This is a genomic window from Streptomyces sp. 7N604 (assembly GCF_052245475.1).
Taxonomy (GTDB): domain Bacteria; phylum Actinomycetota; class Actinomycetes; order Streptomycetales; family Streptomycetaceae; genus Streptomyces.
Genome location: NZ_JBQQBX010000017.1, coordinates 44109 through 69929, shown reverse-complemented (window position 1 = coordinate 69929; position 25821 = coordinate 44109). Strand labels below are relative to the sequence as shown.

The 25821-nt window shown below is 66.7% G+C and carries 23 protein-coding genes; 7 read left to right on the top strand and 16 right to left on the bottom strand.

The window, feature by feature from the left end; translation table 11 throughout:
- Window positions 1–63: 63 nt before the first annotated feature.
- The 6 genes from ACTWP8_RS19860 to ACTWP8_RS19835 form a co-directional block, all read right to left on the bottom strand.
- Window positions 64–552 carry a hypothetical protein gene (locus tag ACTWP8_RS19860; RefSeq protein ID WP_443323491.1) on the bottom strand — a complete coding sequence of 163 codons (489 nt, stop codon included), beginning with the start codon at window positions 550–552 and terminating at the stop codon, window positions 64–66.
- A gap of 480 nt (window positions 553–1032) precedes the next feature.
- Complete coding sequence (locus ACTWP8_RS19855) at window positions 1033–1434, bottom strand: DUF6009 family protein (protein ID WP_443323490.1); 402 nt, start codon at window positions 1432–1434, stop codon at window positions 1033–1035.
- Window positions 1431–2951, bottom strand: coding sequence for a DNA primase family protein (locus tag ACTWP8_RS19850; protein ID WP_443323489.1), 1521 nt, complete (start codon window positions 2949–2951; stop codon window positions 1431–1433). Before ACTWP8_RS19850 ends, ACTWP8_RS19855 begins: the two co-directional genes overlap by 4 nt.
- A complete protein-coding gene (locus ACTWP8_RS19845) occupies window positions 2948–3946 on the bottom strand; it encodes a bifunctional DNA primase/polymerase (protein WP_443323488.1) in 999 nt (332 codons plus the stop codon). Before ACTWP8_RS19845 ends, ACTWP8_RS19850 begins: the two co-directional genes overlap by 4 nt.
- Window positions 3947–5480: 1534 nt before the next feature.
- Window positions 5481–5717: a hypothetical protein gene (locus ACTWP8_RS19840; protein ID WP_443323487.1), complete on the bottom strand. Its 237-nt coding sequence runs from the start codon at window positions 5715–5717 to the stop codon at window positions 5481–5483.
- A 726-nt stretch (window positions 5718–6443) separates the two neighbouring features.
- A complete protein-coding gene (locus tag ACTWP8_RS19835) occupies window positions 6444–6725 on the bottom strand; it encodes a hypothetical protein (RefSeq protein ID WP_443323486.1) in 282 nt (93 codons plus the stop codon).
- 36 nt (window positions 6726–6761) lie between these two features.
- On the opposite strand from ACTWP8_RS19835, the gene ACTWP8_RS19830 reads away from it, so the two are divergent.
- Together ACTWP8_RS19830 and ACTWP8_RS19825 are read left to right on the top strand one after the other, a co-directional pair.
- A complete protein-coding gene (locus ACTWP8_RS19830; RefSeq protein ID WP_443323581.1) occupies window positions 6762–7292 on the top strand; it encodes an AlbA family DNA-binding domain-containing protein in 531 nt (176 codons plus the stop codon).
- Between the two features lie 444 nt (window positions 7293–7736).
- Window positions 7737–7955 carry a hypothetical protein gene (locus ACTWP8_RS19825; protein ID WP_443323485.1) on the top strand — a complete coding sequence of 73 codons (219 nt, stop codon included), beginning with the start codon at window positions 7737–7739 and terminating at the stop codon, window positions 7953–7955.
- A gap of 225 nt (window positions 7956–8180) precedes the next feature.
- On the opposite strand, the gene ACTWP8_RS19820 is transcribed toward ACTWP8_RS19825, so the two are convergent.
- Both ACTWP8_RS19820 and ACTWP8_RS19815 read right to left on the bottom strand, forming a co-directional pair.
- Window positions 8181–8654, bottom strand: a complete 474-nt coding sequence (locus ACTWP8_RS19820; RefSeq protein ID WP_443323484.1) for a hypothetical protein — start codon at window positions 8652–8654, stop codon at window positions 8181–8183.
- A gap of 5 nt (window positions 8655–8659) precedes the next feature.
- The gene (locus ACTWP8_RS19815; RefSeq protein ID WP_443323483.1) at window positions 8660–9064 is read right to left on the bottom strand and encodes a hypothetical protein; all 405 of its coding nucleotides are present in this window, start codon (window positions 9062–9064) and stop codon (window positions 8660–8662) included.
- A gap of 3362 nt (window positions 9065–12426) precedes the next feature.
- On the opposite strand from ACTWP8_RS19815, the gene ACTWP8_RS19810 reads away from it, so the two are divergent.
- Both ACTWP8_RS19810 and ACTWP8_RS19805 read left to right on the top strand, forming a co-directional pair.
- Window positions 12427–13404: a ParA family protein gene (locus ACTWP8_RS19810; protein WP_443323482.1), complete on the top strand. Its 978-nt coding sequence runs from the start codon at window positions 12427–12429 to the stop codon at window positions 13402–13404.
- Between the two features lie 308 nt (window positions 13405–13712).
- Entirely contained in the window at window positions 13713–14150 is a 438-nt protein-coding gene (locus tag ACTWP8_RS19805) for a hypothetical protein (protein ID WP_443323481.1), read from the top strand.
- A 784-nt stretch (window positions 14151–14934) separates the two neighbouring features.
- Here the strand turns inward: ACTWP8_RS19805 and ACTWP8_RS19800 are convergent.
- From ACTWP8_RS19800 to ACTWP8_RS19790, 3 genes are all read right to left on the bottom strand, one after another.
- Window positions 14935–16335, bottom strand: coding sequence for a helix-turn-helix domain-containing protein (locus ACTWP8_RS19800; protein ID WP_443323480.1), 1401 nt, complete (start codon window positions 16333–16335; stop codon window positions 14935–14937).
- Window positions 16336–17109: 774 nt separating this feature from the next.
- Complete coding sequence (locus tag ACTWP8_RS19795; RefSeq protein WP_443323479.1) at window positions 17110–17751, bottom strand: hypothetical protein; 642 nt, start codon at window positions 17749–17751, stop codon at window positions 17110–17112.
- A gap of 552 nt (window positions 17752–18303) precedes the next feature.
- Entirely contained in the window at window positions 18304–18627 is a 324-nt protein-coding gene (locus ACTWP8_RS19790) for a hypothetical protein (protein ID WP_443323478.1), read from the bottom strand.
- Window positions 18628–18942: 315 nt separating this feature from the next.
- Here ACTWP8_RS19790 and ACTWP8_RS19785 point away from each other — a divergent pair, with 315 nt between their 5' ends.
- Window positions 18943–20214, top strand: a complete 1272-nt coding sequence (locus ACTWP8_RS19785) for a DUF1173 family protein (protein ID WP_443323477.1) — start codon at window positions 18943–18945, stop codon at window positions 20212–20214.
- Window positions 20215–20604: 390 nt separating this feature from the next.
- Window positions 20605–21450: a hypothetical protein gene (locus ACTWP8_RS19780; RefSeq protein ID WP_443323476.1), complete on the top strand. Its 846-nt coding sequence runs from the start codon at window positions 20605–20607 to the stop codon at window positions 21448–21450.
- Window positions 21451–21609: 159 nt separating this feature from the next.
- On the opposite strand, the gene ACTWP8_RS19775 is transcribed toward ACTWP8_RS19780, so the two are convergent.
- From ACTWP8_RS19775 to ACTWP8_RS19760, 4 genes are all read right to left on the bottom strand, one after another.
- Window positions 21610–22236 (bottom strand): OmpA family protein, encoded by a 627-nt coding sequence (locus tag ACTWP8_RS19775; RefSeq protein ID WP_443323475.1) that lies wholly within the window; start codon window positions 22234–22236, stop codon window positions 21610–21612.
- Window positions 22237–22240: 4 nt separating this feature from the next.
- Window positions 22241–22852 (bottom strand): hypothetical protein, encoded by a 612-nt coding sequence (locus tag ACTWP8_RS19770; RefSeq protein ID WP_443323474.1) that lies wholly within the window; start codon window positions 22850–22852, stop codon window positions 22241–22243.
- A gap of 340 nt (window positions 22853–23192) precedes the next feature.
- Window positions 23193–23366 carry a hypothetical protein gene (locus ACTWP8_RS19765; RefSeq protein WP_443323473.1) on the bottom strand — a complete coding sequence of 58 codons (174 nt, stop codon included), beginning with the start codon at window positions 23364–23366 and terminating at the stop codon, window positions 23193–23195.
- A 21-nt stretch (window positions 23367–23387) separates the two neighbouring features.
- The gene (locus ACTWP8_RS19760) at window positions 23388–23585 is read right to left on the bottom strand and encodes a hypothetical protein (protein WP_443323472.1); all 198 of its coding nucleotides are present in this window, start codon (window positions 23583–23585) and stop codon (window positions 23388–23390) included.
- 520 nt (window positions 23586–24105) lie between these two features.
- On the opposite strand from ACTWP8_RS19760, the gene ACTWP8_RS19755 reads away from it, so the two are divergent.
- Window positions 24106–24792, top strand: coding sequence for a GntR family transcriptional regulator (locus tag ACTWP8_RS19755; protein WP_443323471.1), 687 nt, complete (start codon window positions 24106–24108; stop codon window positions 24790–24792).
- A gap of 174 nt (window positions 24793–24966) precedes the next feature.
- On the opposite strand, the gene ACTWP8_RS19750 is transcribed toward ACTWP8_RS19755, so the two are convergent.
- Entirely contained in the window at window positions 24967–25542 is a 576-nt protein-coding gene (locus ACTWP8_RS19750) for a hypothetical protein (RefSeq protein WP_443323470.1), read from the bottom strand.
- Between the last annotated feature and the right edge of the window lie 279 nt (window positions 25543–25821).

Below are 25821 nucleotides of genomic sequence, written 5' to 3'. Positions count from 1 at the left end.
GGGCGCAGCAGGAGCGAGGTCATTCTGGTCCTGGGGGCGGAAACCACCCTCGTCGGCTGCCATCTACAGCAGCCCCTGGCGCCGCAGGGCCTCGTCCGACAGGCCCGTCAGCTCCAGCAGGCGCGCCGGAGCTTCGGCCCGCAGTCGCGCCCGCTCCCCCGCCGTGAAATCCGCGGGCGTGCACCGGCCAGCCAACAGCTCCTGGAAGTGGTGCTCGCGCCACCGCTCCTCAGCAAACTCAGCACTATCCAGGTGTGGGTCGTCCAGCTGGTCCAGGTCGTCCTCGGCCGGCAACAGGACCAGCTCACGAAGAACCGCCGACTCCGCTTCCTGCCGCATTTGCTGGAATCGCGCGGCTCGCTCGAGGAAGGACTCACCCTCTACAACAGGCGCTGCCACGCGCTCGGCGGTCCAGAGGCTCCGAACCTCGCGCTGCACGTCGTAGCCCAGCTGCGCGAAGAACGCCTCCGGGTCATCCAGACCCGCGACCCCGTGCGGACGGAACTCCTCCCAGTGCCGCTGTGCGCGCCGCCCGTACCGATTCACGTCCACCACTCCCCACGTCCGGTGGGCAGCGCAGAGCGATCACGAACTCACGTGGGTGCGCCCTCTGCGCCGCCAGAGCCGATGCTCTGTGCGCAAAGGAGGGCAAAAATGGCCGCGGCCTCGTTCGTTTCGTGAGGCGGGACGATCGGGCGAAAGATCTTGCTGAGCGTCCTGCAGCACGGGAGCGGCCCCGTGGCAGAAGAGAAGGCGATCGGCGGGCGTGCAGTCGGTAACCGTGCCCGCGCGGCTGAGGGGCTCGCGGCACACAAGACGGCCCCTGTCAGCGCGACGAGGGCCGTGGCTGCGCACGGCGATGAAGGGCCTCAAGCTGGATACCGCTTTCAGCGCGGCGAACCTCAGCTTTGCCGTTCCTGCCGCTCTGGCGGGGCGTGCCGTTGCAGGAGCCCAGGCAGCCTCCGAGCAGGGTGCACCACAATGAGGCTGGTGAGTACCTGGACCATCAGTGGGCTGCCGTGGGGGTGCGGCTTACAGCGGGAGTTGTATGCCGAGTTCCTGCATGGCGAGGGAGGGCGGACCGCCTTCGGAGCGTTCGGTCTTCGAGCCCTTGATGCGGGGCTCGAGGGTACGGGGGTCGACGGCTTCGGCAGGGGCACTCTTGGCGTACAGGCCGGTGGGCTGGCTGTCGCGGTCGTGGGGCAGGAGCCAGAAGACGCGGCGGCGGAAGGTTCCCGAAGCGTGGGAGGACTTGGCGTTGGGGCCGAGGATCGCGTAGCCGACCATACGGCCGTCGCGGTGGTACGCGGGCTTGCCCTTGCGGGTGGGCAGCCGGTCCAGGCTCTGGCGCACGTAGTCGAGCTGGTCGGTGTCCTCCAGCCACACGAGCTCGGTCTCGTGGCTGATCTCGTCCGCGCTGATCAGGGAACTCATGCGCCGGTGTCCCTCTCGTCGTCGGTGAGCAGTCCGATGCCCGGGTAGTGCTTGCGCTGATTTGACAGGATCATCTCCTTGGGCGAAGCAAGCCCGACGAGTTCCCGCGTGCGGGAGGCGAACGCGCGCGAGGACATGACCAGTGCGCCTTCATTGTTGCACCAGTCCTTGTAGGCGGCGTAGAGCGCCGTCTGCTCGGCACGCAGGTCTGGGCCCAAGCGGCAGCACTCCTCGTAGAACCGGCCCGTGTGGTCCTCGGTTTCGGCGTAAGCGGTGGTCGCGATGCGCACGCGTTCGGGGCCGGTGAGGTCGCGGTCGCCGGCCAGGTACCGGCGAGCGCCGTCGATCAGCCAGCTGAGGATGCCGGGGCCTTCCTCCGTGACGAGGATGTCGGCCAGATTGTCGATCTTGCGGTCGTCCGGGACGATGCGCTCGAAGGGGAGCAGACGCATGCGGCGCCAGAACGCGAAGCCGCCGGTGCCGACTTCGGGGCGGGTGTTACCCAGCAGCCAGAGTTTGTGAGTTGGTTCGAAGCTGAAGGGGTCCTGCCGCATGCGGCGTGCTTTGATTCGATCGCCGCCGGTCAGCAGTTTAACCCGGGCCTCGTCGAACTTGTCACCGGGCTTGATCTCCGAGCAGACGTAGATGCGACGGCCGTGGAGTTCGGCGAGGTCGGTGGGGTGGCCTTCGAAGGGCTTGGCCATCAGGAAGCCGGGCGGGGCTGCGTCCGCGTAGTCGCCGAGCAGCTTCATTGTAACGTCCAGGAGGACGCTCTTGCCGTTCTTTCCCTTGCCATAGAGGAAGGGAAGGATCTGGGCTCCGACGTCGCCGGTGATCGAGTACCCGAGCAGCAGGTGCAGGTAGTCGATCATTTCCTGGCCTCCGGCGTCGTCGCCGAAGGTGTCGGTCAAGAAGCGAAGCCAGCGAGGAGTGGCCATCTGCTGCGGGCTGACGGTGGTGGAGCGGGAGTGGAAGTCCTTGCTCGGGTCGGGTGCCGCCAGTAGCCCGGTGCGCAGGTCGACGACCCCGCGGGGGGTGCACAGGGCGTAGGGGTCTGCATCCAGACGATCGGGGCTGAGCGACATGCCCGGTGCCGACTTAGCCTGGGCGAGCATGGCGTTGATGCCGGTGGTCGACAGGGCCCGGCGACGGTGTTTGTCCAGGGCAGTGTTGGTGAAACGGCCCCGCGGGTCGTGGGTGGCGATGTTCTCGGCGAGGTCGCCGGCGGCCCACAGGATGGTGTCGTCCTCGTCCATCTGCCAGCGGGTGGTGTCCCACCGGAACCAGCCGATCCTTGACACGTGCCGGTAGTCGGAGGCGTAGAGCTTGACGAAAAGCTTGGCGTTGCCGCGGTCGGTCAGAGTGTCCGGCAGCAGGCCGTTGGCGGTTGCTTCGCCCAAAGGCCGTTCGGTGGCGGCTTGGGCGGGCAGCGGCACGGAGGCGGCCTGGTGGCGGATCTGGTCGGCGACGGCTTCGGCGTCGAACTCGAAGAGGGTCTCGTTGCGGGGCGACGTCATGGGCGCCTCCCGCTGGCGTGAAGGGGTCGTTTCATGCCTGCGGCGAGGCCGCTACGGATGATCTGCTGGATGCGTAGTTCCTGGCCCGGGCGGGCTGCGGCCGCGGTGTCCTTAAGGGCTTGCTCGGCTTCTTCGGGGAGGCGGCCAGCCGCGATGAGGCCTCCGAGGGTGTAGGCGGCGCGGTTGAGGGTGTCGGAGAAGCCTGCGCCTTCGGCGACCTGGCCGCACGCCTCGACGGGCGCGAGGATCGTGGCGAGGGTGTGCCCGGCTTCCTGGCGGCCGCCGCCGGCTGCGAGAACAGCCTGCTGGGCTCGTGGCGGGACGGGCCGGGGAGCGGGAATGCTGGGTGCGGGCAAGTGCCCGGTGCGGTCGAGTTCCTGAGCCAGCCACAGAGGCAGGGCGGCGGGCTCACGTGCCTCGCCGAGGGGAGCGTAGGTGCCGTGGCGGGTGGTGGTGCCGGGCGCGACAATGTAGCCGCCGTGGGCGCGGATGTCGACCTGCCAGGCGAGGGCGCGGCCGGGGGTTGAGCCGACGGAGGAGAGCCATTGGCGGTTGCCGGTGGCCCGGTACCAGACGTGGAGTCCTCCGGAGGGGGTGCGCACGCGCAGGGTGGTGGTGTCCTCTGCGGGGCTGCGCTGTCCGCGGAGGGCCGCGAGGACGGCGAGGCTGTGGAAGCCGGTGGCGAGGCCTGTGAGGTCGACCTGTTCGCCGATGGGGATGCCGGGCAGGATACGGTCGCGAGCGGGGGGCTCGGCGGAGTGGGCGTCGATGTCGAGGACCACCAGCCCGGCAGGGCCGCAGGAGACGCCGATGCCGAACTCGGGATTCTGCCCCCACCACTGCTGGATGCGCTGCTGGTTGAGGGTTGCGGCGTAGAAGCTGTGGCACCAGCGGCCAGCGCGCACGCAGGGACAGTCACTTGGCGCGTGGGCGTCCTCTCGGCAGTCGCTGCAGTTTCCAGCCGGGGACTTACGCCCAGGGGCTAGAGGGTGCACAGGCCATCCCCGGCGGGCGCACCACTGCGCTGCAAGAAGGCTCGGTGCAGCGACTGAAGCCGCGGGCACAGAAACCCATGAGTCACTGCGAGAAAAACGCAGCTCAGCAGGCATCCACACCCCCTATCAGCGACCGAAGCGACTCAACGACGGACACAGACTAGCGAACGGGCCAGGTGAGGGGGTGGAGCACATGCGGAACATCGGTGACACCGTCCCGAGGACGCGACTAGCGAGGACACTTCCAGCGACCGAGCAGAGAGCACAGCGACCCTGGCCAGTTCGGTCGCTGTTCGTCAGAAGACGCCAAACAGCCAGGTCAGAGGGGCCTGTGAGCCCAAACAGCGACTGAAGCGACTGAAGCTTGCGATATGTCACGCACACGCACACACCTAAGCCGCTCATATATGCAGAACCCGAGTCGCTTCAGTCGCTGCAGCCACAGCACAACCCGGCTGACCTGCACTTTTACATCCCTGGCGTGGTAGCGACCGAAGGTCGCTTTGGTCGCTGACCGTTCAGTCGCACCCCCATGTCGACCAGCGACTCGAGCGACCGAAGCGACTGAACCTCGGGCACAAGGAACCGTAGTCAGTCGGGGATGGCACGCCCCATCGTCCCCTCCTAGCGGGCGATTGCCGGGAACAGGGTGAGGGGGCAGGCTTCGACGTACGCGACGATGATCACGGTCAGGCTCGGTCCAGGGCGTGGGTCTCGGCCTCGTCGCTTGTGCGGTGGCCAGCAGCACAGCAGCCGGTAGCCCCGGTGAGCTGGCTTGTTCTGGAGGAGCAGAATGAAGGACGCACACGCCATCCGAGGTCAGGCTCACAACCTCGCAGTCCTCGGTCAGCTCCAGGCGCTGTTACGGCTGACTGTCCTGGAGGGCTGGCTCGGAGCGGGGGTATTGCCCCCTCCCGGCAGACGAGTTCGGCGACGTTGCGGTGGCCTGACCGCCAGATGGCGGCCATCAGGTCGGCGCGGTCGGCGGGCAGCCGCTCACGACGGGCGGCCGCCAGGCAGCGCGGACAGGGAGGGCCGGGCCATGTCCGCCTCCTCGTAGGTGCGGCCACGATATCCCCGGGATCACCCCGCCCCCGCGTCAGCCTGGACGAGGCCCGGCGGTCGCGCCGGCGGGCCAGCAGTGCCCGGGCGCCGTGAAGGCGGGGTTGCCGGACGCCGTCGTCGGCGGGTCGGCAGCGGCACGGGGCCCGAGCGGTCGAAGGCCATTCGTGACAGCGGCTGCCTGGTGGCGGCCCCGGCGACTGGCGCGCCTGTTCTGGGGGCGGTAGTGCTTGTCGAGGCAGAGGGTGAAGCGCTCTGCCTCGACTCAGGTGCGCGGCGGCGGTGTCGGCGAGGAGGCTCAGCGCCGTCGGACCGAGGGGCCGCGCCGTGTGGTGGCAGCGGGGGCGTTGGAGTCGTACGAGGTGGCCCGGCTCCGGCGCGGCATGACCATGTCAGCCCCGACCCTGCTCGACCCTGCGACGTTGGCGTCTTCCCCGGCGGCCAGGCTGGTCCCGCGGCACCAACCAGAAGCCTACGGGCGGTTGTCGCGGCGCGGGTTCAGGGGCGCCCGCCGAGGGTGGGCAGTCCGGCCGAGGTAGCCCGCACGCTCCGGCCCCGGGCAGGGCAGCAGCACGTCCTCCGGTACAGCCAGCGGGGCTGGGCGCCAGGACGCCGCCCTCAGGCGCCGGTCCTCGGGGCGTACCCGCACGCCGATTACCGGCCAGGGGTCGCCGGTCAGCGCCGGGTGCCGGATGTCGGTCTTGGCCACCTGTGCCTCCTGTGCTGTCGGGTCGGTCACCGCAGTATCGCCGCCGGGCCCGCCGCCGCGCCGGGATTGGCGGACACCGGCCGTCCGGACGGGCCGGGGTGTTGCTGCTCCCCCGCAACACCCCGGCCAGGCGGCCGGCCTCTGGGCCGGCGTTCTGCGGCGGGGAGCAACGCGTACGGGCGCCCGGGGTGTTGTCGGGCTCGCAACAGCAGCGCCCCAGCCAGGCCGGGGCGGTGGGCGGGCGCGGCGGGCGGCGAACAGCCGGCGGCCCGCGGCGAGACGGGCTGGCCGCGGCCGGCCCGTACGGCCGGACGCGGACCGGCAGAGCCGGGCGACGGTGGCGCGCTCTGGCAACCTGCCCGGGAGTTCAGGTGCCGCTGCGGGAGCCACCTGTTGGTGGGAAGTTGCGGCGAGGGGCTTGGTGAAGGCGGTCGCCAGCACGTGCCCGATCAGGTCGGGATGGTCGATGCCCGCCGCGTTCGCCATGGTGGCCAGGTTCCCCCGGTGCGAGAGGCCCGGAGCGTGTTGATCTCCAGCAGGGCGGTGCGGCCGTTGGGGGTGACCAGGAGGTCCACGGGGGACGCCGTGGGCGCCGATCACGCGGTGCGCGTGCAGGACCTCCTGCTGGAGTCGCTGGTGACTTCGTCGGGGAAGGTTGCCGGGCAGTGATCGATGTGCTGGTCGGGGTGTGCTTGGCGGTGTAGTCGTAGAAAGCCCGGCCGCCGGTCACCTCCACCTCGAGGACCGGCAGGGTGGTGAGCTTCCCGTCGACCTCGAGCAGGCCGACCGTGCACGGACGCGGCTCGGGCTGAACTCCTCGACCATGTACTGCTCGTACGGGTGCTCCCGAGTCGCCTTCAGCAGCTCGATCATCTGCAGCTCGGTGCGGACCACGGCCCCTTCGAGGCTTCCGCCGCCCGAGGAGGGCTTGAAGAACACCGGCCAGCCCAGGGTGTAGTGGACGGAGGAGGCCATCGCAGCAGGCGACAGCTGTGAGTTGATGACCATCCACCGCGGTGTGTCCATGCCCTCGGCAGCGGCCAGCTGCTTGAGTGTTGGCTGGGGAGTGGAGCTCCGAAGGCAAGATGGCAGGGCGGCCGCGCGAGGGCCGCTGGAACGAATGGGCCAAGGACGTCGCCCCCATGGCCTCCCTGCGGCGGACTGCTGGTCTTCGGCGTGAGCGACGAGGCGCAGCTCGTCGGCATTGACCCAACCGTCATCGAGCAGCAGTTGGCGCACTGGGTGCGCAACCACGTCCAGCCGTACCTGACCGACCTGTATATCGACATCCTCAGCTCCAGCGACGGCCAGACCTCGGTCCTCCTGGTCGACGTGCCCGCTAGCGAGATGGCCCCACACTTGGTTTACGGCACAGCCTCGACGGACAAGGAGCAGCGGGCCCGGTCGTGCCATTCCGGGATGTCCCGCCCACCGGCTGGATGCCGAGCACCAGCTCGCCCGCGCCTACCAGGAGCGCTTCGCCCGCCGACAGCGGGCGAGGAGGGGCTGCGCGAGATCCTGGACTTCGCGGCCGACACGGCACTCGCCGAGTCCTCTCCCAGACGGCGTGGTTGATCATCTTGGCGCGGCCCCATCGGCCACTCCCCCGCAGTGGGCCGGCGCTCGCCCACGACGATGCGGTACGCGGTGTGAACGAAGCGCCGCGGCCTGACAGCTTCACTCCGCAGGACCGATGGTCGTCACTCCTGACGTGGCAGAGGCGCTGGGCCCGTCAATTGCCAATCCTCGTACTGGGCTGCGCCGCTGGGTGGTGAGTAACGTGCTGAGCGAGGTGGACCCGCTCTTCAGGCGCCCGGTCATGGTCGAACTCCATTGCGATGGGGACGCGGGTTCTGGCCGCCAACCTCTCGTGGAACTGGAAGCAACAGCTCCAGGACATCGAGGTACCGCTGCCGATCATTATCAGGTGGTTGAAGCCGCCGTTCTCGGCGCCGTGGCTCTGACCGAGCGCTCGGCCGGGTCGTACGCCGGGACGGCGGCGCGGACCTCACCGCGCGTATGGTCACGTCCGACACCGCAGACTCGTTCACACCCCTCGCCCCGGACCACTCCGGGGACATCGTGACCCGTCTTACCCCCGGCGGCCGCGGCGCCCTTCAGCCAGCAACCACTGAGCTCCCCGCCCGTACGGACCCCGATGTCCTGCGGGCGGTCGCACGGGAACTCGCTGTGGGCATCCTCAACCAGTTCTGGCTGAGTCCCACACGACTTCCTTGACTTGATCGCGCTTGCCAGGAGCCGGGCGCGCCGGTGCTCGGCCTGCGTAAGTCTCGTGGCCGGTAACGCCCCAGGACGAGCGGGAGCGACGCTGTCCGGTCCAGTGATCGCCACGCATCTCAAACAGACGTACCAGGTCAAGGCCCTGAGGGCAGGCAGCAGCGACTGAAGCGACTGAAGATTTGGGAAACGCGAGGGCGCGGGCGCGGCCGAGGAGACCGGAGTTCAGGAGGCGAGTAGAGGTTGCAGGGGCGGAGGGATGACCGCTGGATGGACCAGGAGGTCCCACTGCCCGTCGGGTATGGCTCGCCGCAGCATGCGGAAGGACTCTCGCTGCATCAGCAGGAGCAAGGTCGTCAGGGCGTCACCGGCGGGAGACGGGTGTCGCTCGCGGAGCATGGTGATCAGCCACGTTCCCGCGGGCCAGGAGCGGGTGTCGAACCATTCCCGCACGGCGTCGTCGTCCAGCCGCCGGGCGCCCAGTGCCGTTTCGGAGCGCTGGCACAGGTCCACTGCCCAGGCGCGGGTGTCCTGGGTGGCGTACCACGCCGCTTTGAGGTCCTCCAGCGCGGTGGCATTGGCGATGGCACGGAGCGCGTCACGTATATCGCCGACGGGGACGGTGCCCAGCCCTGCTTCGGTCGAGAACACGGTGGCCGCCGCGGGGGCTTCGAGGACATGCTCGGTCAGGGACGCCATCGGGTTTACAGGGCTGGTCGGTTGGAGGGCCCGAGCGATCTGGCCATGCTTTCGGGCGTGACGGCGGCACCTCCTCGCAAGAGGGTGATCACTGCGACAGTGCTGAAGTCGGCGGTGGTGAACCGCTCGCCGACCGTCGGCCCGCAGTCGAGGCGGTCCAGGTCCTGCGGTGGCCATGCTCCGGCCGCTCGCAGGTGCTGAGCGAGGCGCTCATCCAACCTCCGGATGCGAGCGGGCAGCATCGTCCCGCGCGCACCCGCGGCGAAGGCCCGGGAAGCGATCTCGGCCGCCTGCTCATCATCGTCTCCGGCCGGCGGTGCCTGGAGGTCTTCGAAGGCGATGCCGTTGAGGGTGATGGCGTCGACCGCCGCGAGGTAGGCCCGGCGCACGGTGCGCTCCGGAACCGGCACGCCGTCGGCGAATGCCTCCAGTGCGCGATCCAGGGGCCGGTGCCCCCAGCCGACGTGGCGGGCCAGCCACAGCGTCAGGGAGAAAGCCTCCGTGGCGGCGTGGAGGTGCCGCCGCGTCCTCGTCCCAGCGAGACGCGCCGGTTACCCGGCAGGAGTCCTTCACGCCGCGGGACGCGAGGGCCGCATCACCCTGGGTAAGGGCGGCCGCTACTTGATCGGCGACGTGGACGCGTTGGCCGCCGAGGCCGACGGCGTCGTTGGCGTCCTTGAGCGGCCCGTCCTCCGCCGGGCCCTCTCCGGCGCTTTCAGGCAGGGGGAAGGCCGTTCGCATTCCACAGCCCAGGGCGGGGCCGGACGGAGCTGGCACGCAACACTCTCGCGGAGCACCGGCCAGGCGCGCAGCCGGCGACGCGGGAGAGGCCCCTCGGTCGCCCACGGCTAGTCAGTGAGACGTGAGATACGAGCCGTTGGGGCCACAGGGCCCACGCAGCCCGTAAACGCCCTCAGCGCCTCCCTGGCGGCCTATCTCCCCTCCCCAAAGGGAATCACACCGGGAGGCCGGAGATCGTCCAGCAGGCGGAAAAACGGCAGGTCAAACGGCGTCTGAGCGGAGCGAAAGTCATGGGCAAAACGGGCATATGTCTCTGCTCCGGGACCGATGCTGGCGCCCTCCCCTGCCGGCCGCGGTCCGCCGCCTAGCTCCCGGCTTGGTGTTAAGTTGCGCACTCTAAGCCGGATTCTGAGGCGCCTTACCACGCCGGAGTTGCAGGGCTATCTTAGCCCTCTCCCCCGCCATGCAGGCAGGATTCGAGGTGCTCCGGTACGAGGCGGCTTCAGACGCCTCCGTATCGGTGACTGGAGCAGTCATATGCTCGAGCTGCCGGGGCCGACGTGGCATCACAGCCACTCCCCCACACCCATCACGTGGCTCCCGCTATGCGCGTCCCTCGGCTGCAAGGCGCTGCGCTTCATCATGGCCGGTGAGCCCGCTCGGACCCACCGCGTGATCGCTTGTCCTCCAATGCCCATAGGCCGACTGTGAGAGTCCGCTCGGTCACCCGCGCGGGTGGATAAGCCTTGGTGAGCGCCGCTCGAAGCCTGGAGTACGTTTCGGCTGACTCCGTCGGTCTTGCTGGATCACGTTTTCAGGCCCGCACTCCCCGACCCGCCCGTCCAGATCATCTTCGCCGCAACTGGGAGACAACGCTTTACAGCTGCTCGACGGGATACCCCTGGATTGGGGGGTGCAGGGCGCAGGTCGGTTCAGCAAGTCTGGTTGTCTCAAGGCGAGGTGACGCGACCGCAGGCAGCAGGGTGCCCACGAGGCAGCCACTACCGCAGCAGCGGCAGCATTGGGGGAGTATCGGTCGACTGGGGTCGGCGGCGCCTCGAGCACTACTACTTGCCGACTGCGGGCTCCACACGCGCTCCTCGACCGGGGCCTCATCCCAAGCTTGACCCCTCCTCTCCTCGTTTGGGACACGAAGGGAGAGTGCTGGTCGGGCCCCAAATGAGACCGCCCCTGTTGGTTGAAGCATCGGTTTGGCCAGCCCACATGTTCGACGCTTCCGCCGAGTTTGCGCGCGCCGTTCACATTGAGGCGATGGCAGGCGTGATTGTGAGGCGGAGAGTCATGGGGCGTCCGTCCCCCGCCTGCCCCTCCGCGATGAGTAGCGAGCGAGCGACGCCGCCGCCCCTCTCAATTTGGTTTCGCTGTCCCCCACAGTTGCGGTCAGGGAACCTCGGGCCCTAGGCACCCACTCGTCGCTGGTGTTTCTGGAGAGCGGGAAACCTACCGGCACCTGCTAGTGACAGAGACCACCGCAGACCGTTGGTACTGAGGCCGAGCTTGAGCCTGATGGGCTTCACGCGGAGGATTCAGCAAGCTCGCCTCGGGCGGCGCGAGAATTCAAGGCAGTCGGCACGGCCGCCAAGGCGCTGGAGGCGCCTCTGGCGGCTCAACTGCCGGTCCTGAAGGGAATCACCCCGCCGACCCCCCGAGAGGCCCGCACAGCGCATTTCCGCAGGTCAGAAGGCCTTTCGGAGGATGCGTCAATGCACATAAATAGGAGATTTCGACTTCACGGGTGATGGCCTAGGTGACGTCGCTATTGCTGCAGCAACCTCTTGTGTAAGTGAATTTCGAACGGCTTCTATTCTATGGGAGTGCTCTGTGTTGCACCGTGTTGCGAGAACAATGTTGAGCACCGTTTTGACAAGTGGTGTTGTGCCTATTTTTCCAGTGGGGTTAGTCATTCCTCTTACTCATGCGCTTAGGCGAAGGGTGTCTCTATGTGCTCCAATTAGCTATATACGCCAGATTCCATGTCAGGGAGACATGGAGAGAGCGCGGAGTGCGAGTTGCATGTTAAATCATACTCGACCACTTGGGAACCTAACTGATGAGAAGGCTAGGGTTTCGCTAGCATTAACCCCCATGCGTTGTTGGCGATCTTATCAACCCTCATACAGCACGGTAGAACGAACGGAGTGAATACTAGAGTGCGGACGTATTAGCAATAGCGCAACACGCACTCGACTCAAGACTGATAACGCTGGTGGTGCACGACTAGTAGAACTACTGGTAGGCAGGCCGTTTAGACATCGCTTAGAATTCAGGATAAACCCCAAGTGATCCTAGGAATCTGAACCTTGGTGATGATCCAGTGGTCTCACACCGTGGTCAACGAAGTGAAGCGCTAGGTCAACAAGACGGATGTCACTGAAGTGCAGCACCATAGCGTCATGCATCTCATCAAGCTGGGTGAGTCGCTATGACTGACCTACTGAAGCAGTGGGTGTGCAGACCAAGTTATCCCGGGTTGGCAGAAGATGGGCCACGCCATCTGTGTAAACCCAGGCCAACTCCAGTGCTCACGAAGAGTGAAGACTCTGGGTTAGACGTCTGCTAGGCCACAGGTGTTGATGCATCGGGACGCGTCCGTCTAGCAGAACCAGATGCAGGAAGTGATGCAGGAAGGCATGCAGGAAGCAAAGCAAGGTGTATGGGCAGGTCAGGAGCGATGTGGACTACGAAAAGTGCTCACAAACTCTTACGCAAACGTTGAGCAGTAGCGGGCCACCTAGGACACCTCCAAGCGGGAAGCGTGCGACTACATCACGTGACCAGATGGCGTCGTGCGCCATGCCTTCGTGGTTGTGTAGCAAAGGTGCGTCACAGTGCTGCCTCCGGAGGTGAGGTACGCATGATGCGCGAGAGGATCAGCGTGTTGTGCATACAGCAGCGTGATCATCGTGGTTCAATGCTCCCTGCGTACCGCCGCGACTAGCGAGAGGTCCGGCTGCACGCATGCCCACCACCTGGAGCGGTGTCTCTCCAGGACCGAGCGGAGGTTGATGAGTTGAGCCTGGCACTGCCCCAGAGCTTCGTGCTCAGTAAGTTCGATCCCTACACGCCGGTCGAGGTTCCGTGGCTGGATCTGTGGCACATCTACGTCATCGCGAATGACAAGGGCGGTGCGGGGAAGACCTCGGTGACCGCGAACCTCGCCCTGATGCTCCTCAAGAAGCTGCGGGACGGGGATCCGGAGAGGGACGTCCCGCCAGATCCGGATGCACGGGTCTTGGTGATCGACCTCAACGCGCAGGGCAACCTGACAATCCACGAGTTCGGAGCCCCTGAGGAGCTCAACGATCATGGCCGAGGGATCCTGGACTGCCTGAGAGACGGCACTTCACTCAAGCCGATCAACGTGCGCCCTGGTCTCGACCTAGTGCCCGGGGGATCGGAGCTCAAGGAAGACGTCACCCCGCTCTACAACAGGCTGATGCAGAAGTACACGTTGAACGCGGATCTGCGCCTGCTGCAGTGTCTCCTGCCGATCGCCGGCAACTACGACTACATCATCATCGATACGCCGCCGGAGAATCCGACCCTGCAGCGCCTTGCGATGGGCGCTGGGCGATGGGTGATCACTCCCGCCAAGACGGACCGAGGTTCCCTCGATGGCGTCAAGGAGATGAAGAACCAGTTCGAGACCACCCGCAATGTGAACCCTCTGCTGACTCTCCTCGGGGTGGTGCTCTTCGCGACGGGCCGCAAGTCCACCCAGATTCACGGCAAGGCTGAGAAGCGCCTCAAGGAGATCCTCGGGCCGAACTACTACAAGTTCGAGAAGAACATCGGTCACAGTGAGGCCGTTGCTCAGGAATCACGTGACATAGACAGCGAGCCACTGGTGGCCCTCTTCGATCGCATGGAGCAGGGAGACGCCAGCCTCCCGGACACGGTCAAGGCGGTCTACGAGGACTACGAAGAGTTCACCGAGCAAGTCATCACCCGTTCGGCTGGACTCAAGCAGCGCATCGAGGAGTCCTGATAGTGACTACGGAAACCACGGGACAGACCGACGCCTACGCTCCTCCGTCCCTTTCATCACTGAGCGGACGGAAGAAGAAGGCCGCAGCCGCATCGCAGACGAGCGGGCAGCATCAATCCACGCCAGGAGCAGCGGGGCCATCTGGCCTTGTCAGCCAGCCACTCGATGAGCCTGCAGTCGGGCAGCCCCTGGACGAACCTGTTGGCCAGCCAGTCGACGAGGAGGAGGCACCGGCACGCACGAGGCGGCGCACCAGGCGGGCCCCGGCTCCGCGCTCGACCAGCGATCAGACTGCTGAACCCACAGGCGTGCCAGTGAGCTTCGCTGTATCAACCGGCGTAAGGCGTCGCCTTAACAGGGCCCAGGCAAAGGCGCTGACGACCGGCCAGAAGCGCAAGGGGCACCTCGAGTTCATCTTTGACGCGCTGGAGCATGCCCACGAGGTCGGCTGGGACACCGTCGTCGCCTTCGCGCTGCCGAAGGCGCCGTCACGTCGGCGGTTTGGAGCGAACCGCGCGCCGAAGGACCGGGAGTACGCCGGTACGGGATCCGAATCGGTGTATGTCCGTATGACCGAAGAGGAGTTGGACGAGATCGAGCTGGCAACCGCCGAGGCCAAGGTTCCCGACCGGAACAAGCTGGTCGCGATCTCCCTGAACTACTATCTGCCCGGCCGCAAGGACAGGCCGGAAGGTGCTGGCCGCAGGGATGGGGGAGAAGCATCCGGAGCCAAGGGCAACGGCTGAGTCCGTGTCGCAGCAGGTGCCGCGAGGCCCCGCGGCGCCGTTGGAGTCCAGAAGGTGAGCTAGCGGGAGCCACGTGACTGAGGCTCTCGCAGCTTCCAGCGCGTAGCCCCGAAGTGCTTGTCGCGTAGGTCGCGGTCAGGTTTTGGGCTCCGAGCGGCTCGCGAGGCCCTCACAGTCTCCGTCGCCGCAACATAGCCAGCTGGGGTTCCGACCGCATCGACGCTCAGGCACACGACGACTCCATCGACGAGCTCTATCCAATGGATTCGATGGACGAGGAAGACACCCTCGCGTGGCAGCGCGAGTCGATGTTCTTCGTCGATGCGCAGGCACTCCACAAGTCGGGGGAGGGCAAGGTCCAGCAAGCGGACCAGGAATGACGGGCAGCCGCCCCGGGAGAATGCCTGCATGGCTTCCCCGATCCCACCGCGTACCGTCTCCGGCCGCTGCTCCGCTGCGCAGGCCCCGTTGTCGCGCTGCGCGAACGGGCGACGCGAAACTCTTCAGAGAGAAGGACAGCATGAAGGTCCGGGTGGACCGACCGTTCCTCCTCGGAGTAGCGGCGCCAGTTTCCGGCGGACTAGCGGTCTGCGCTGTCGTTGTCTTGCCGGGCCAGGACCTCAGTCTGCTGCGCCTCGCGGTAGGCGCGGTGTCGTTCCTGCTTACATCGATCGGGAGCAGTGTCCTAGCGAACTGGCTGATGGCCAGGGACGGAAGCGCCGGGCCCATCGAGGGCTGCCAGCCAGCCCGGATGGGAAGGAGACGTGCCTCCTGATCGGCTCTCTCATGCGGCAACTCCCACCCACCACGTATCGCCCGTAGTCGGGTAATCGGAAGGCAATGGCTGTTGAAGCTCCTCTTGGTGCCAGATCCATTGGCCATCCGAGGCGACGTACAGGCCGTCGATGACTTGACCTGTGGCAGGGTCGACGGCGCAGCCATCAGCGCGGACGTGTTCGCACTGTGCCACCGCGGGGTGCGGGCTCGTGGTGGTGGTACGCCGGTGCTCGGCAAGGCGGGCCTGCTCGTTACGCCAATGTGCCCGCTGTGCCTCGTGGCGCTTCCTGCGGAGTCTGCCCACACCGCGGGTTCCGAGTCGTTGGGCGGCATCGGCCCAGCTTGAGACGGGTTCCGTGCACTCGTCGGTCCGTGTGCCGATGCCGTCGAGGGCGGTGGGGGAGAGGTGGTAGCACTCGCCGTTCTGCGAGACCAGGCCGAGGGACTTGAGTTTGCCGAGCCGCCGGTAGGCGGTCGGGCGGGACACCGAGGCGGTGCCTTGGAGTTCCGCGAGGCTCTGTCCGTCGCGTTCGCCCAGGGCAGCCAGAATGGCGAGGCCGCTGCCGCCGAGTCCGTGGTGGGAGAAGGCGTCGAGGTGCATCACCTGGGCCGCCGCCCGGGAGTCGATGTCGGCCTCGGCGTTGGGCTGTCTCAGGATTGGGCCACTCATGGCCCCCCCAGCCTTCGGCCCTTTGGGGGTGGCCCAGAGGTGAGACGTTGTGCGGGGGACATGGAAGATGAGCATCCATCGAGCGCCCTCGGTCGGGGAGCCGTTGTCGATCTGGCGGAGCAGCTTGGCAGCCAGGAGGCGCTGGTTGGAGTTATGGGCGGTGGTGCGGCTGCATCCCATTCGCTCGGCGAGGTCGCGTTCTGAGACCGTGTGGTCCCAGCTTCCAGATTGTGTGCAGATCCCCATGCGGGCGATGAGGTTGCGCATGTCGGTCTTTCCCGCGATGCCTTTCCAGGGGGTGCGCTCGATGCTGGCACGGAATGTGGCGAGGGCGGCGTGGAAGTCCTGGCGTGAGGTGATGGGGTCCGTGGACTTTACGTAGTGCCGTGCGCCGTCCCAGGCCCGGCTTACCCATGCGGCCGCCCGGTCGTAGCCGCGGCGGTGCTGGAGCATGCGGGCGTGCTGGCCGGCCTTGTACGGGCCATCCAGGATGACCTGGAGGAACGATGCTCGATCCCATCCGACCCGGACAGCGTCCGCGGCGATGGCGCGGGTGACAGCCCAGGCGTGGTCGGAGGAGGCGGTGTTCTTGCCGCCGCGCTGCAGGTTGCCGGTCGCGTACGCGGTATCGCGGTCACCCATCACGAGGAGCTTGTGCATGCGTGCCGACAGGGGAGGAAGGGAAGCGAGGAGCCCTGTGCGCTGCTGGGTCATCAGTGCTTGGGTGGTGCCGCTCAAGAGGTCACCCCCGCGGCGAGCGGGGTCATGAAACCTCCTGCGTGAGGCAGGGGAGGTCGGCGCGTGCCCCGCCGAGCTGCGGAGGCGCTGCGCCGGGGCAGCCCGTGAGTGGCGCCAGCAGCCTGTTGCGCGGCCCTTGGGGCGCGGTGCAGAGATATGTGATTGGCCACTCTTAGGCTGCCCTCGGGGTGGCCTGCAGCGCCGAGGCGCGGGCGGCCTGCCGGTTGTGGGGCGGGACCGCTGAGAGCCGTGGGGCCGGCGCCCGGCCGTGGTGGCCACGGGTGTGCCCGGGCTGAGGAATCGGGCAAGGCCGAGTGACAAACGGCAGCCGTCTGCTGCATCATAAACACGATCCGTTCCAGGTCTCATGGAACGTCGGAGCCCCCAGCCGGGGGCACGAGCTCCGGATTGGGAGTGATTTCGCCCGGCCTCTCCCTGGCAGGAGAGGTAAGGCTCGCTCGACCGGCACGTCGGGCGATGACGTCAGGGCCGCACGGTGGATGGGGTGGTGGCTCACCGCATCCGACGAACGGCCGGGGCGGCCGAGGTGCGTTGGCATGCGCACCCAGGGCCGTCCAGAGGCGGCGCTAGGTCATGGCGCACTCCTCGGGAAGATCTCTGCCATAGTCAGCGGACACGTCATCCTCCTTGGGTGGGGTGTTGCCTCCTGGGGAACCGACGCGTGCGTCAGCGCCCGCCAGCGTGGTCCGCTAATCGGGCGCCTGAATGGACGATCTCCGCATCGGCTGGTCTGGGAGTGGCGGCCGGGAACGCTCACGCTGCCTGGGCCGCGGCGAAGTCCGGGCGCGCGATGACTACAGATGTCTCGATAGCCGTACGCACCGTGATCTGAAGCAGCTGTCCGTAGGCGACGAGATGGGCGCCGTTGGACGGCCCCGGCGCCAGGATGCTTACAGCTGCGACAACTCGGGGCTCTGCCCCGGGAACTGCCGGTGCTCCAGGAAGGCGTCGGACCGGTACGGAAACCAAGCTCCAGCCGGGGAGCGGGGACTCGCTGCGGGCGAGTTGGGCATGCCGGATCCGTCGCAGGTCCTCGCGCAGCGGCACGTCATGGCCGGTGAGGTTGGCGAGCATGGCCAGGCCCGGGGCGTCGGAGTCCAGCGGCGCTTGGCGGAGCAGGTCGATGGCCCCAGGCGTGAGTGCCAGCTCGCGGCGGAACTTGGCCTCGTAGTCGCCGGCCGCTCCTATGCACAGTCGCTCGCCACTCAGCGGGAAGTAGGTGTGGAGCAGGACCACATGCTCCGTGCGCCGGTGTAGCTCGTCGAGGAGATTGGCCACGTCGAGCAGGGGAGTGGTGGTGGGAAACACAAGGCCGGGTGCACCGGTGATGTCGGCCGTGGTGGCGTGGAGTTCGTAGTACCCGTGGCTGGGCCGGTGGCACAGTTTGGCGTCCATGAGCTGCAGCAAACGCCGGTGGACTTCGGAAACGCTCAGGCCGCTGCGGTCTGCGATCGTGCGGAACTTGTGCGGCCCAGGCCCCAACTGGAGCAGGGTGTGGAGCACTGCGTATGTCCGGTCGCGATTTTGGCGCTGACGCTGCTTGGGGGACCGTGCGTGGGTATCCACATTTCCTCCGGATCGTGCGAAACAGCACTCCACTCAGGGCAATTGGTGCTGTCGGGTATCTCGAACACGATCTCTACCGAGGACAGGAGAGGTTGACCAGGAAACGGCGCTTCCGGAAACGGCTCTTCCGGTGACCCAAAGTGAGATCACTCACGCAGTACGTCACAGAACCACCGGGTATCAACGGATTGGTGGTTGCTCCGCGTGCGGAGATGTGGAAGAAATCTTCACGACCCGCTTCTGAGGAATGTCGATAAGTAGTCAGCCACTGGCCCCGGTGAGTTCCTAGCTGCCGGGACGTTGAGCCGTGAAGATAAGGGCATTCCAGGACGAAAAGGGGTGCGGGATGCGGTGGCGGGCACACCGGTACCGCGCCGGAGGTCACCTCGCACCGGCTGCGCCGGCCGAGATCACGATTGGGGGAACCCATGGCGCCGGGTACTCCCGCAGATCTACCTGATCCAGGACGGCGGCCACAGCTTCGTACACCGTACGACACAGCGCTCTGCCTGCGGCATCCTCCCGGCTCCACCACCGCGACCCCTGGTACATCGTCTCCACCAGCTCGGAGAGCTCGACCCCGGCCAGGACGACGGTCACCAGTCCGTCGTCGGCCACATCGCCCATGCTGTCCTGGAAGTGCGCCTGTCCGTACCGCTTCGCACACCTGATCACGAGAGCCGACCAGACCGACGGGGCGCACACCAGCCGGATCCTTGCTATTCCGGCAGCGGTCCGCAGACAATCGCGCCTTCGCCGCCAGCCCATCCCGAACCCTCCTGCTGTCGCTTGGCCACAACTCCTTCCGTGCCGTGAGCGACGGCCGACACCGGAGCATGCTGGTCAGGCAACGCCATCTCGGTGGCTGCGGAGCCACCCGCATGGGCAAAGTGGCCTCAGGCGGGAAGCTGGCCCACGAGCTGTCCCCCCAGTCGGGACATCAGCCTCGGGTTCAGTCGTGCGCGTCGTGGCGCCTGCACCCTTTGTCCTGGCCTACTGCGCCCAGACCAAGGGAGGGCCATGCTCGACGCGAGACATCCCACCGAGGGCTGGGTACGGCTGGCTGACCGGGTCATTCCGCTTGCGGCCCTGCGTGACCGCCCAGCCGGCTACGCCCCGCTCTTTGCGCGGGCCAAGGCCGAACTGGGACACGGAGATTGCCTGTGTCGGACCCCGCCTCTCCGGCTCGTGGTCCGCTGCACCCGGGCAGGGCGCTACCACTTGGCCGGCTGGCCGGGCGAGGGCGACAAGCACGACCCCGGCTGTGCCTTCCACAAGCTCCTCCCAAGCGACAGCGGCCGTACCGGCTACACCCGTGCGGCCATTCAGGACATGGACACAGGGACTGCGATCCGGTTCGAGCTGGCACTGACACGTCAACTCTTGCAGGCACGCGGTAGTTCAATGCACCGCGAGACACAATCAGGCCCCAGCCGCGCGGCCGTCTCGCCGCTGGGACTGCTCCACTGGCTATGGGAGGAGGCGCAGCTGTCTTCATGGAACCCTCGATGGCGGCATCGGGGGTGGGGTGTCTGCCACTCTCGGCTGCGCCAGCAGGCTGACAGCTGCCTGCTCAATGGGCAGGACCTCACCGAAATCCTCTACGTGGTACCGCCGTTCCATCCCGCATCGGCGACCCGGAACGCACAGACCTTCGAAGCCTTTCGAACCCGTCTCCAGCATCAAAGGCAAGCAGTACAGAGAGGCCTCGTCCTTGGCGAGATCAAAGAGTCCGCTGCCACACGGTATGGCGTGCGATACCGCCTCGCCCACCTGCGAGGTGCACTGTTCGCCTCAACCAAGCTCCATGAGCGCGCATGCCGCTCCTACCGCGCTGCCTTCGCGCACACCGCGAAGGCAGGCACCCGTCGGGTGGGCCTGTTTGTCGTCGAAGCCAGCCCGAGGGGCTACCTCCAGGTCCTCGATCTGGCCGTAATGCTCTGCTCACGGCTGTACATCCCGGCGGACAGCAGTTTCGAGGCCCAGATGGCCAACCAACTCGCCGCAGCAGGCCGGTCCTACCTCAAGCCGCTTCGCTATGACACGAGCGACGCCGTTCTCCCGGACTTCCTCCTCGTCGACGTCACCCCTTGGCAGGTCGTAGAGGTGTATGGCATCCGCGGACGTGAGTCATATGAGCGTCGAAAGCGCGCTAAGCAAGTCATCTACCGGCAGCGGGGCGCCCCTCTGCTTGAGTGGGATGTCGCCCAGCCGATGCCTGATCTATCCCTTGCCGCGACAGGGCACCCTCCGGGTAGTCGACTGCCGCACCAGGGCGCCTGGACCAATTGAGGCGGGCCCCTCATGAAGAAGCCGATTCCCCAGAGCCGTTGCGGCGGCGAGCGACTCCATCAACGGCGCGCAATGGCCAAAGGCAGAGAGCACAGTCCGGGCAGAGGGACGGCTACTCAAGTTGCCTCCCACCCCACGGGAAGGCCCCCGATGGCCGGGCTCCCAAGGTTCCCGCGGCGGCAGGCTGGGCGAACGCCGCCCGTCGCCTCATGAGGAGCTCCGCCCGTGTCCCGATCTGTGTTCGCCCGCCCTGGTTCCCCCCGCGCCCTCGCCGTAGCAGCCGTTGGAGCCGGGCTGACAGTTGCCCTGACCGCGTGCGGTGGCCCGCAACCGGACAGCGATCGCGCCGAGGGCCACAGCCGAGCCGCCACTAGTCCGTCGCCCAGGGGCGTGGTCACCAAGGCAGAAGCATCGAAGATTCTTGACGCGTACCAGTCAAAGAACAACCGCGCCAATGCGACCCGTAATCGCGACGTCCTCGCCACGGTGGAAGGCGGGCAGGTTTTCGAGCGCAGCACAGCCGACTACGAGCAGTTTTCCACGTTCTCCGCGGAGAAACGCAAAGACTACGGCACACCCTTCTTCTACACTCACCGCGAGTACTTCATTCCGTCCGGTACTACCTGGTTCGCCGTGACCGCCCAGACCAATGAGTCGAAGAAGAAGCACGTCTTGGTCTTCGACAAGGCAGGCGGTTCCTGGAAGATGACAGCCGCGGTCACTGCGGATGACCCACTCCCCGCCATCGACACCACACGCAGTGGCGTGGCGACGGCCGTGCCTGCCGATCAGGCATCGGGCACGCTCACACCCGAGCAGGTGGGTCCGGCGTTCGAAGACTTCTACGCCACCGGGGGAAAGAGGAACGGTAAGCAACTCGACCGCACCACCGCCGCGGCCAAGACCGCCGTGAAGATTCACGACACACGCAATGACAAGCTCGGCCCCCAGGGCGGGAAGGTCACCTATTTCGCGACCACGCCAGAGCACACCAAGATCTATACCCTGAAGACTGATCGCGGAAGTCTGGCGCTCGTACCGCTCTCCCACAAGGCGGAAATCCTTGTGACCAGGCCTGGCTTGCAGGTCAACCCGGCCAAGGACGAAGCGGTCTACAACCCGCGTCCTCGTCCACTCATCGTCAGTGACTACCATGGCCAGGCGCTCGCCGACCTGCCGACCGCGGGTAAGCCGAGCATCCTTGGTTTCGAGTACGCCTTGGTCGACTCCCACTAGTCCGCTAGCATTCGGGACAGTCCACCTCGCACCCCCAGCCGCGCGGACACGTGACTGTGAGCCAAAGTACCAGCGCAGACAGCCGTGGTCCGGACCGAAGTCCGGACCACGAACGAGTGACCATCCCAACTTGTGAGAGTCACTCGCAAACTGCGAGCGTCAGCTCTGGGAGCCATCGGAGCGCTTGAAGGAGACCTCCACGCGACGGTTCTTCTTCCGGCTCTCTTCATCCTTGTTTTCGACAATGGGATACCGCTCACCGTAACCACGGATCTCAAAGGTGACGGTCGAACCGAGATCCTTCGCCAGGACCTTTTGGACGGCTTCAGCACGCTGCTTTGACAACACGTCACCGTGCGCTGAGGAGCCCAGGTTGTCGGTGAAGCCGAAAACGCGGACCTTCTTGGCGTCCTGCTTCTTGATCTCCTCGGCGAGCTGCTTGATGCGGGAATTCGCCGCGCTGCTGAGCTTCGCGCTGTCCTTACTGAAGAGGATGCCGGCCGGGAGAGTGAACTTGACATCGGAGTTGCTGTCCTCCCGAGTCTCTTGCCCGCCTTCGTCTCCTACAATCTGTTTGATCTCGAGTACCTTCGGAGGAGCCAGCGTTGCGCCGTCCGGCAGCCGGAGACCCGGGTCGTTGGTATCGACCTCGGTTGTCGCGACCGAAGTCGGTGAGGGCGTGGGGTCCTCGGCGAGCGCCGAAGGACCTGCGACAGCAACCAGCGCCAGGGCGATTGATCCGGTAGAGACCAGCCGTTTCATCGGGATAGTCGTCCTGATCGGCATGCGGTCACTCACCTTCCTGAAGCTCGAGGGTGGTGGACTCAAAGGTCGGGACCTGCAAGTCGACCTCGGCGGTGCTCTCCGGAGGAGCTGGGAATTGCATGTACACAGGCGTCTCGGAGTTCGCCTCGATGACCGGGATCCCCGTGGTGGACAGTGGCCGGTTTTCGGTGTCGCGCAGGATGTAGTAGCGCTTCTTCTCGCGTTGATCCACCAGGGTGGCGCCGCCGAATGAGCTCCCTCCGGAGCCCTTCAATATTGCGAGGTCGGGACCGGCCCAAAAAGATGTGCCATAAAAGCTTTTGTTGCCCGAGTTCTTGACTATTCCCTTGATGGTGACAAACCCTCCGGCGTCACGGACGGCCGAGGTGAGGGCCAGTGTGATGTCCTCGTCGCCCTTGAGCGTGGCGATCACGCTTTCGGGCTCCTGCGGCGCAGGGCTCTGCCTCTGCGTCTGCTTCTCCGTCCGCTTCTGCGTGCCGTCCTCCTTAAATGAAGAGGGGGAGGAGCCTGACGTTTGCTCGGCTTCGTCGCTGCTTCCGCAGCTGGCCGAGGTAATGGTGAGGGCCACCGCCAAGGTGACCGTTGCCGCCACGCGGCGGGCGTGTGGGATATGCATCTGCTTTCCTCTGTTGGTTGTTCGCTCGGTAGGTCGGTCAGTCCGCGCGTACTCGTCCGCTGTGCTCGGCGACGATCCGCCTCCCTTATGCGGCCAAAGATCAGGGGTTCAGCGTGCCGGACCTGTTCGGGCATGCGGGCCAAGGGCTGTGAGATTGCCGGGCTTGCTCCCGCCCCGTGCAACGGGAACTTCGTTTTCCGTCCCGTCAGGCGGAGAGGTCCGACGCGGCGGAGCCGACCCCGTCCATCAGCCGCCGGCGAAGGGAAGTGGTCCCGCACAGCACCAACGACCACCGCTGACTACGAACGCGAACTCGCCACTGCGGCTCCGCCGCCCTACGTCAGAGCGAGAAGGAGGCCGACGGCCAGCAGCAGCGTGAAGATCCAAATCGGACGACAGCGATGACACCGAAGATCGACGAGCCGTGGCTGCTGGAGACCTTGGCGGTCCGCCGCGGGTCCTCGGGCTGGTAGTGCACCTTCACCGGACCGCCCTCCTCCTGGTGCGCCGCCACCGACTCCTCGAACTCGACCCACTATCCGCACTGCGTGGTGAACCCGAAGACGTGATTCCGCATCGAGGGGCCGTAGTTGGCCACCTCGAGGCCCGACTGCGTGAAGTAGACCCGGACGCAGTGCCTCGTGGCGACGAGACCGGTCCGCGCGGTCCGCACCTTGCTGCCGAGCTGGCGCGGGTAGACCACCGTGAAGAGGGCGAGCACCGGCAGCATCATGATCAGGAGCCCGGTGCCCGTCAGGACCTGCCGCTCCCCAGCCGGTCAGCGAGGAAGCCCAGGGCACAGCCCGCGAGCAGCACCCCTCAGCTGGAGCATCAAGCTCATGAACGTGAGTGAGTCCCCCTGCGAGAGGAAGAGCGTGAGCTGGACCCCGACGGCGGGGCCAGGGACGTGGCGAGGTGGCGGGTAAGCGAGTCACGGGAGTGCTCGCAGTGGACCCTCGCCGCCGGCCAGGTGCCGAGGGCGATACAGACCGCGGCCGGCACATGCAGCAGCAGAACGGTACGGGCAGCAGAGGCCATGGACTGCGGGTCACCGCCCGCGATGACGTCCCAGACGAGCACGGCCACCGGCCCGTACAAGCAGGGCCGACGGGTGCGGTCGGTGGTGGCGCTTCGGGTGCCGCCTTCGCCGCCGAGCAGCAGGCCATGGAGCAGCACACCCGGCACCAGCGTGGCCGCCTGGTGGCGGGGCCCCGCCTCGATCCGGCCATGGGCCCGGCGAGGGTGAGCAGGCTATGGTGCTGCTGCGGACGGTGTACCCGTATCTCGCCGAGGACGTCGCGACGGACGGGCTCGGCCCCGGGCCTCGGCGCGGGTGCGGGAGGCGCGTGCGCCCGCCCACACTTGCTCTGTCCGGCCCCATCAATCATGACCAGGTCGCAGGGGTGTGGCGGAGGGGCAGGGCGAAAGTGGCGGACGACAGCAGCGGGCGAGATGTCGTACGGCGGATAGCTGATGACTTGTCGGCGCAGATCGCCAGAAATGTCTATCCCGTGGGGAGTTGGCTTCCGCCAGCCGAGGAGTTGGCATTCCGGTACGACGTGCCGCAGGGCATCGTGCGCGTCGCATTGAACGAGCTACGCAAGAGGGGGCTCACGCAGGGCTACCCGCGGGGCATCCTGGTTCTCGCGCAGTCGGCCGTGGTCGGCGCATCCCCCATCCCCGTACCGGGATGGGAAGTTGAACCGCCACCGAGCCGTGCCGGGGGCGTGCAGGCGCTGGACGCGTCCCCCTCAAAACCGCTGGCCTGTGGCACAGTCCCGCCACCGGCGCTCCCGCAGACTGCACCCGCCGTGGCGAAGGTGACCTGGGCTGATGTGTGGGAGCGCATCATGGAAGTGCTCGACAAGATGGAAGATCTTGTCCGGCGGCTGGAGGCCCTGGTCGCGTCTCTCGAAGCCGAACGGGTGGCCGCCTCCTAGGGACCGTGGCGTTATGCATCCGCTGGCGGTGCAGGGCGATGACGATGCCCGCCCACGGCCCAGGGCAGCATCAGATGCAGGAACCGGGGGCTTCTCCGATGCGCCGCCGCGGGCGAACGCCCCCTGGCCTTGGACGCGGGACATGATTGCTACTCCACCTGTCGCGCCCGGAGGCTACTTGACGCTGATGGTCTCGATGATCTGCTTCCGGTCCGCCGAGCTCAGCTTGCCCTGCTGTGCGTCGATACGCACCGAGAAGATCTTGCCCCTGGAGTCGACGCCCGTGATGACCGAGCCCTCGACGGTCGCTCCGCGCTGCGGGGTCTGGTTCTCGCCAGTGGACCGGTAGCTCAGATCGACCTGCTTGGCCGCGTCCGTCCCTTCGACGGTCACGTCCGTGGTGTCTTTGAGTTCCGCGGTCGACTGTACGGATGCCTCGATCGCGATGGCGGCTTCTTCCGCGTCCTTGACCTGCGTGAAACCGCTCTGGATCGAGATCAGCGCCACGTACCGACCGCCCTCCTTGAGGGTGGCGACGGCGTCGTTCTGTTCACTGCGCTCCGCGTCCGACTGCTCGGTGAATGCCGTGGGGTAGCTGAGCGACAACGTCGGCCCCTTGAGGGTCTTCCAGTCCTCGGGAGCGGCGGAGGAGGCGGAGCCGGAGTCCGCGCCCCCGCAGCCGGTGAGCAGCGCTGCACCGGCCAGGAGGACGGCGGCCAGCATCGGCGTACGGCGGGGTGGGCGTTTCATGATCGTGGCTCCCTAGAGGTCCTGGCTTCGCACAGTAGCTGACACGCAAGAGACCGCGACCAGCTTCCTCATGGAGAGGAGACTCCAGGGGCCGCCGTGGGTTGGTCGTGACGACACCTCCCGATAGCGAAGGGGAAGGCAGGGGAGGCAAGAGACTCGCCAGCAGCCCACAATTGCGTGTCGACGCCCCCAGTCCGAGCGCGACGAGTTCATCGGTGACGTGTCATTGCGGGCACGGCGTGGATGCGTGGATCAGCACCCGTCCCGGCGTGGCTTGTG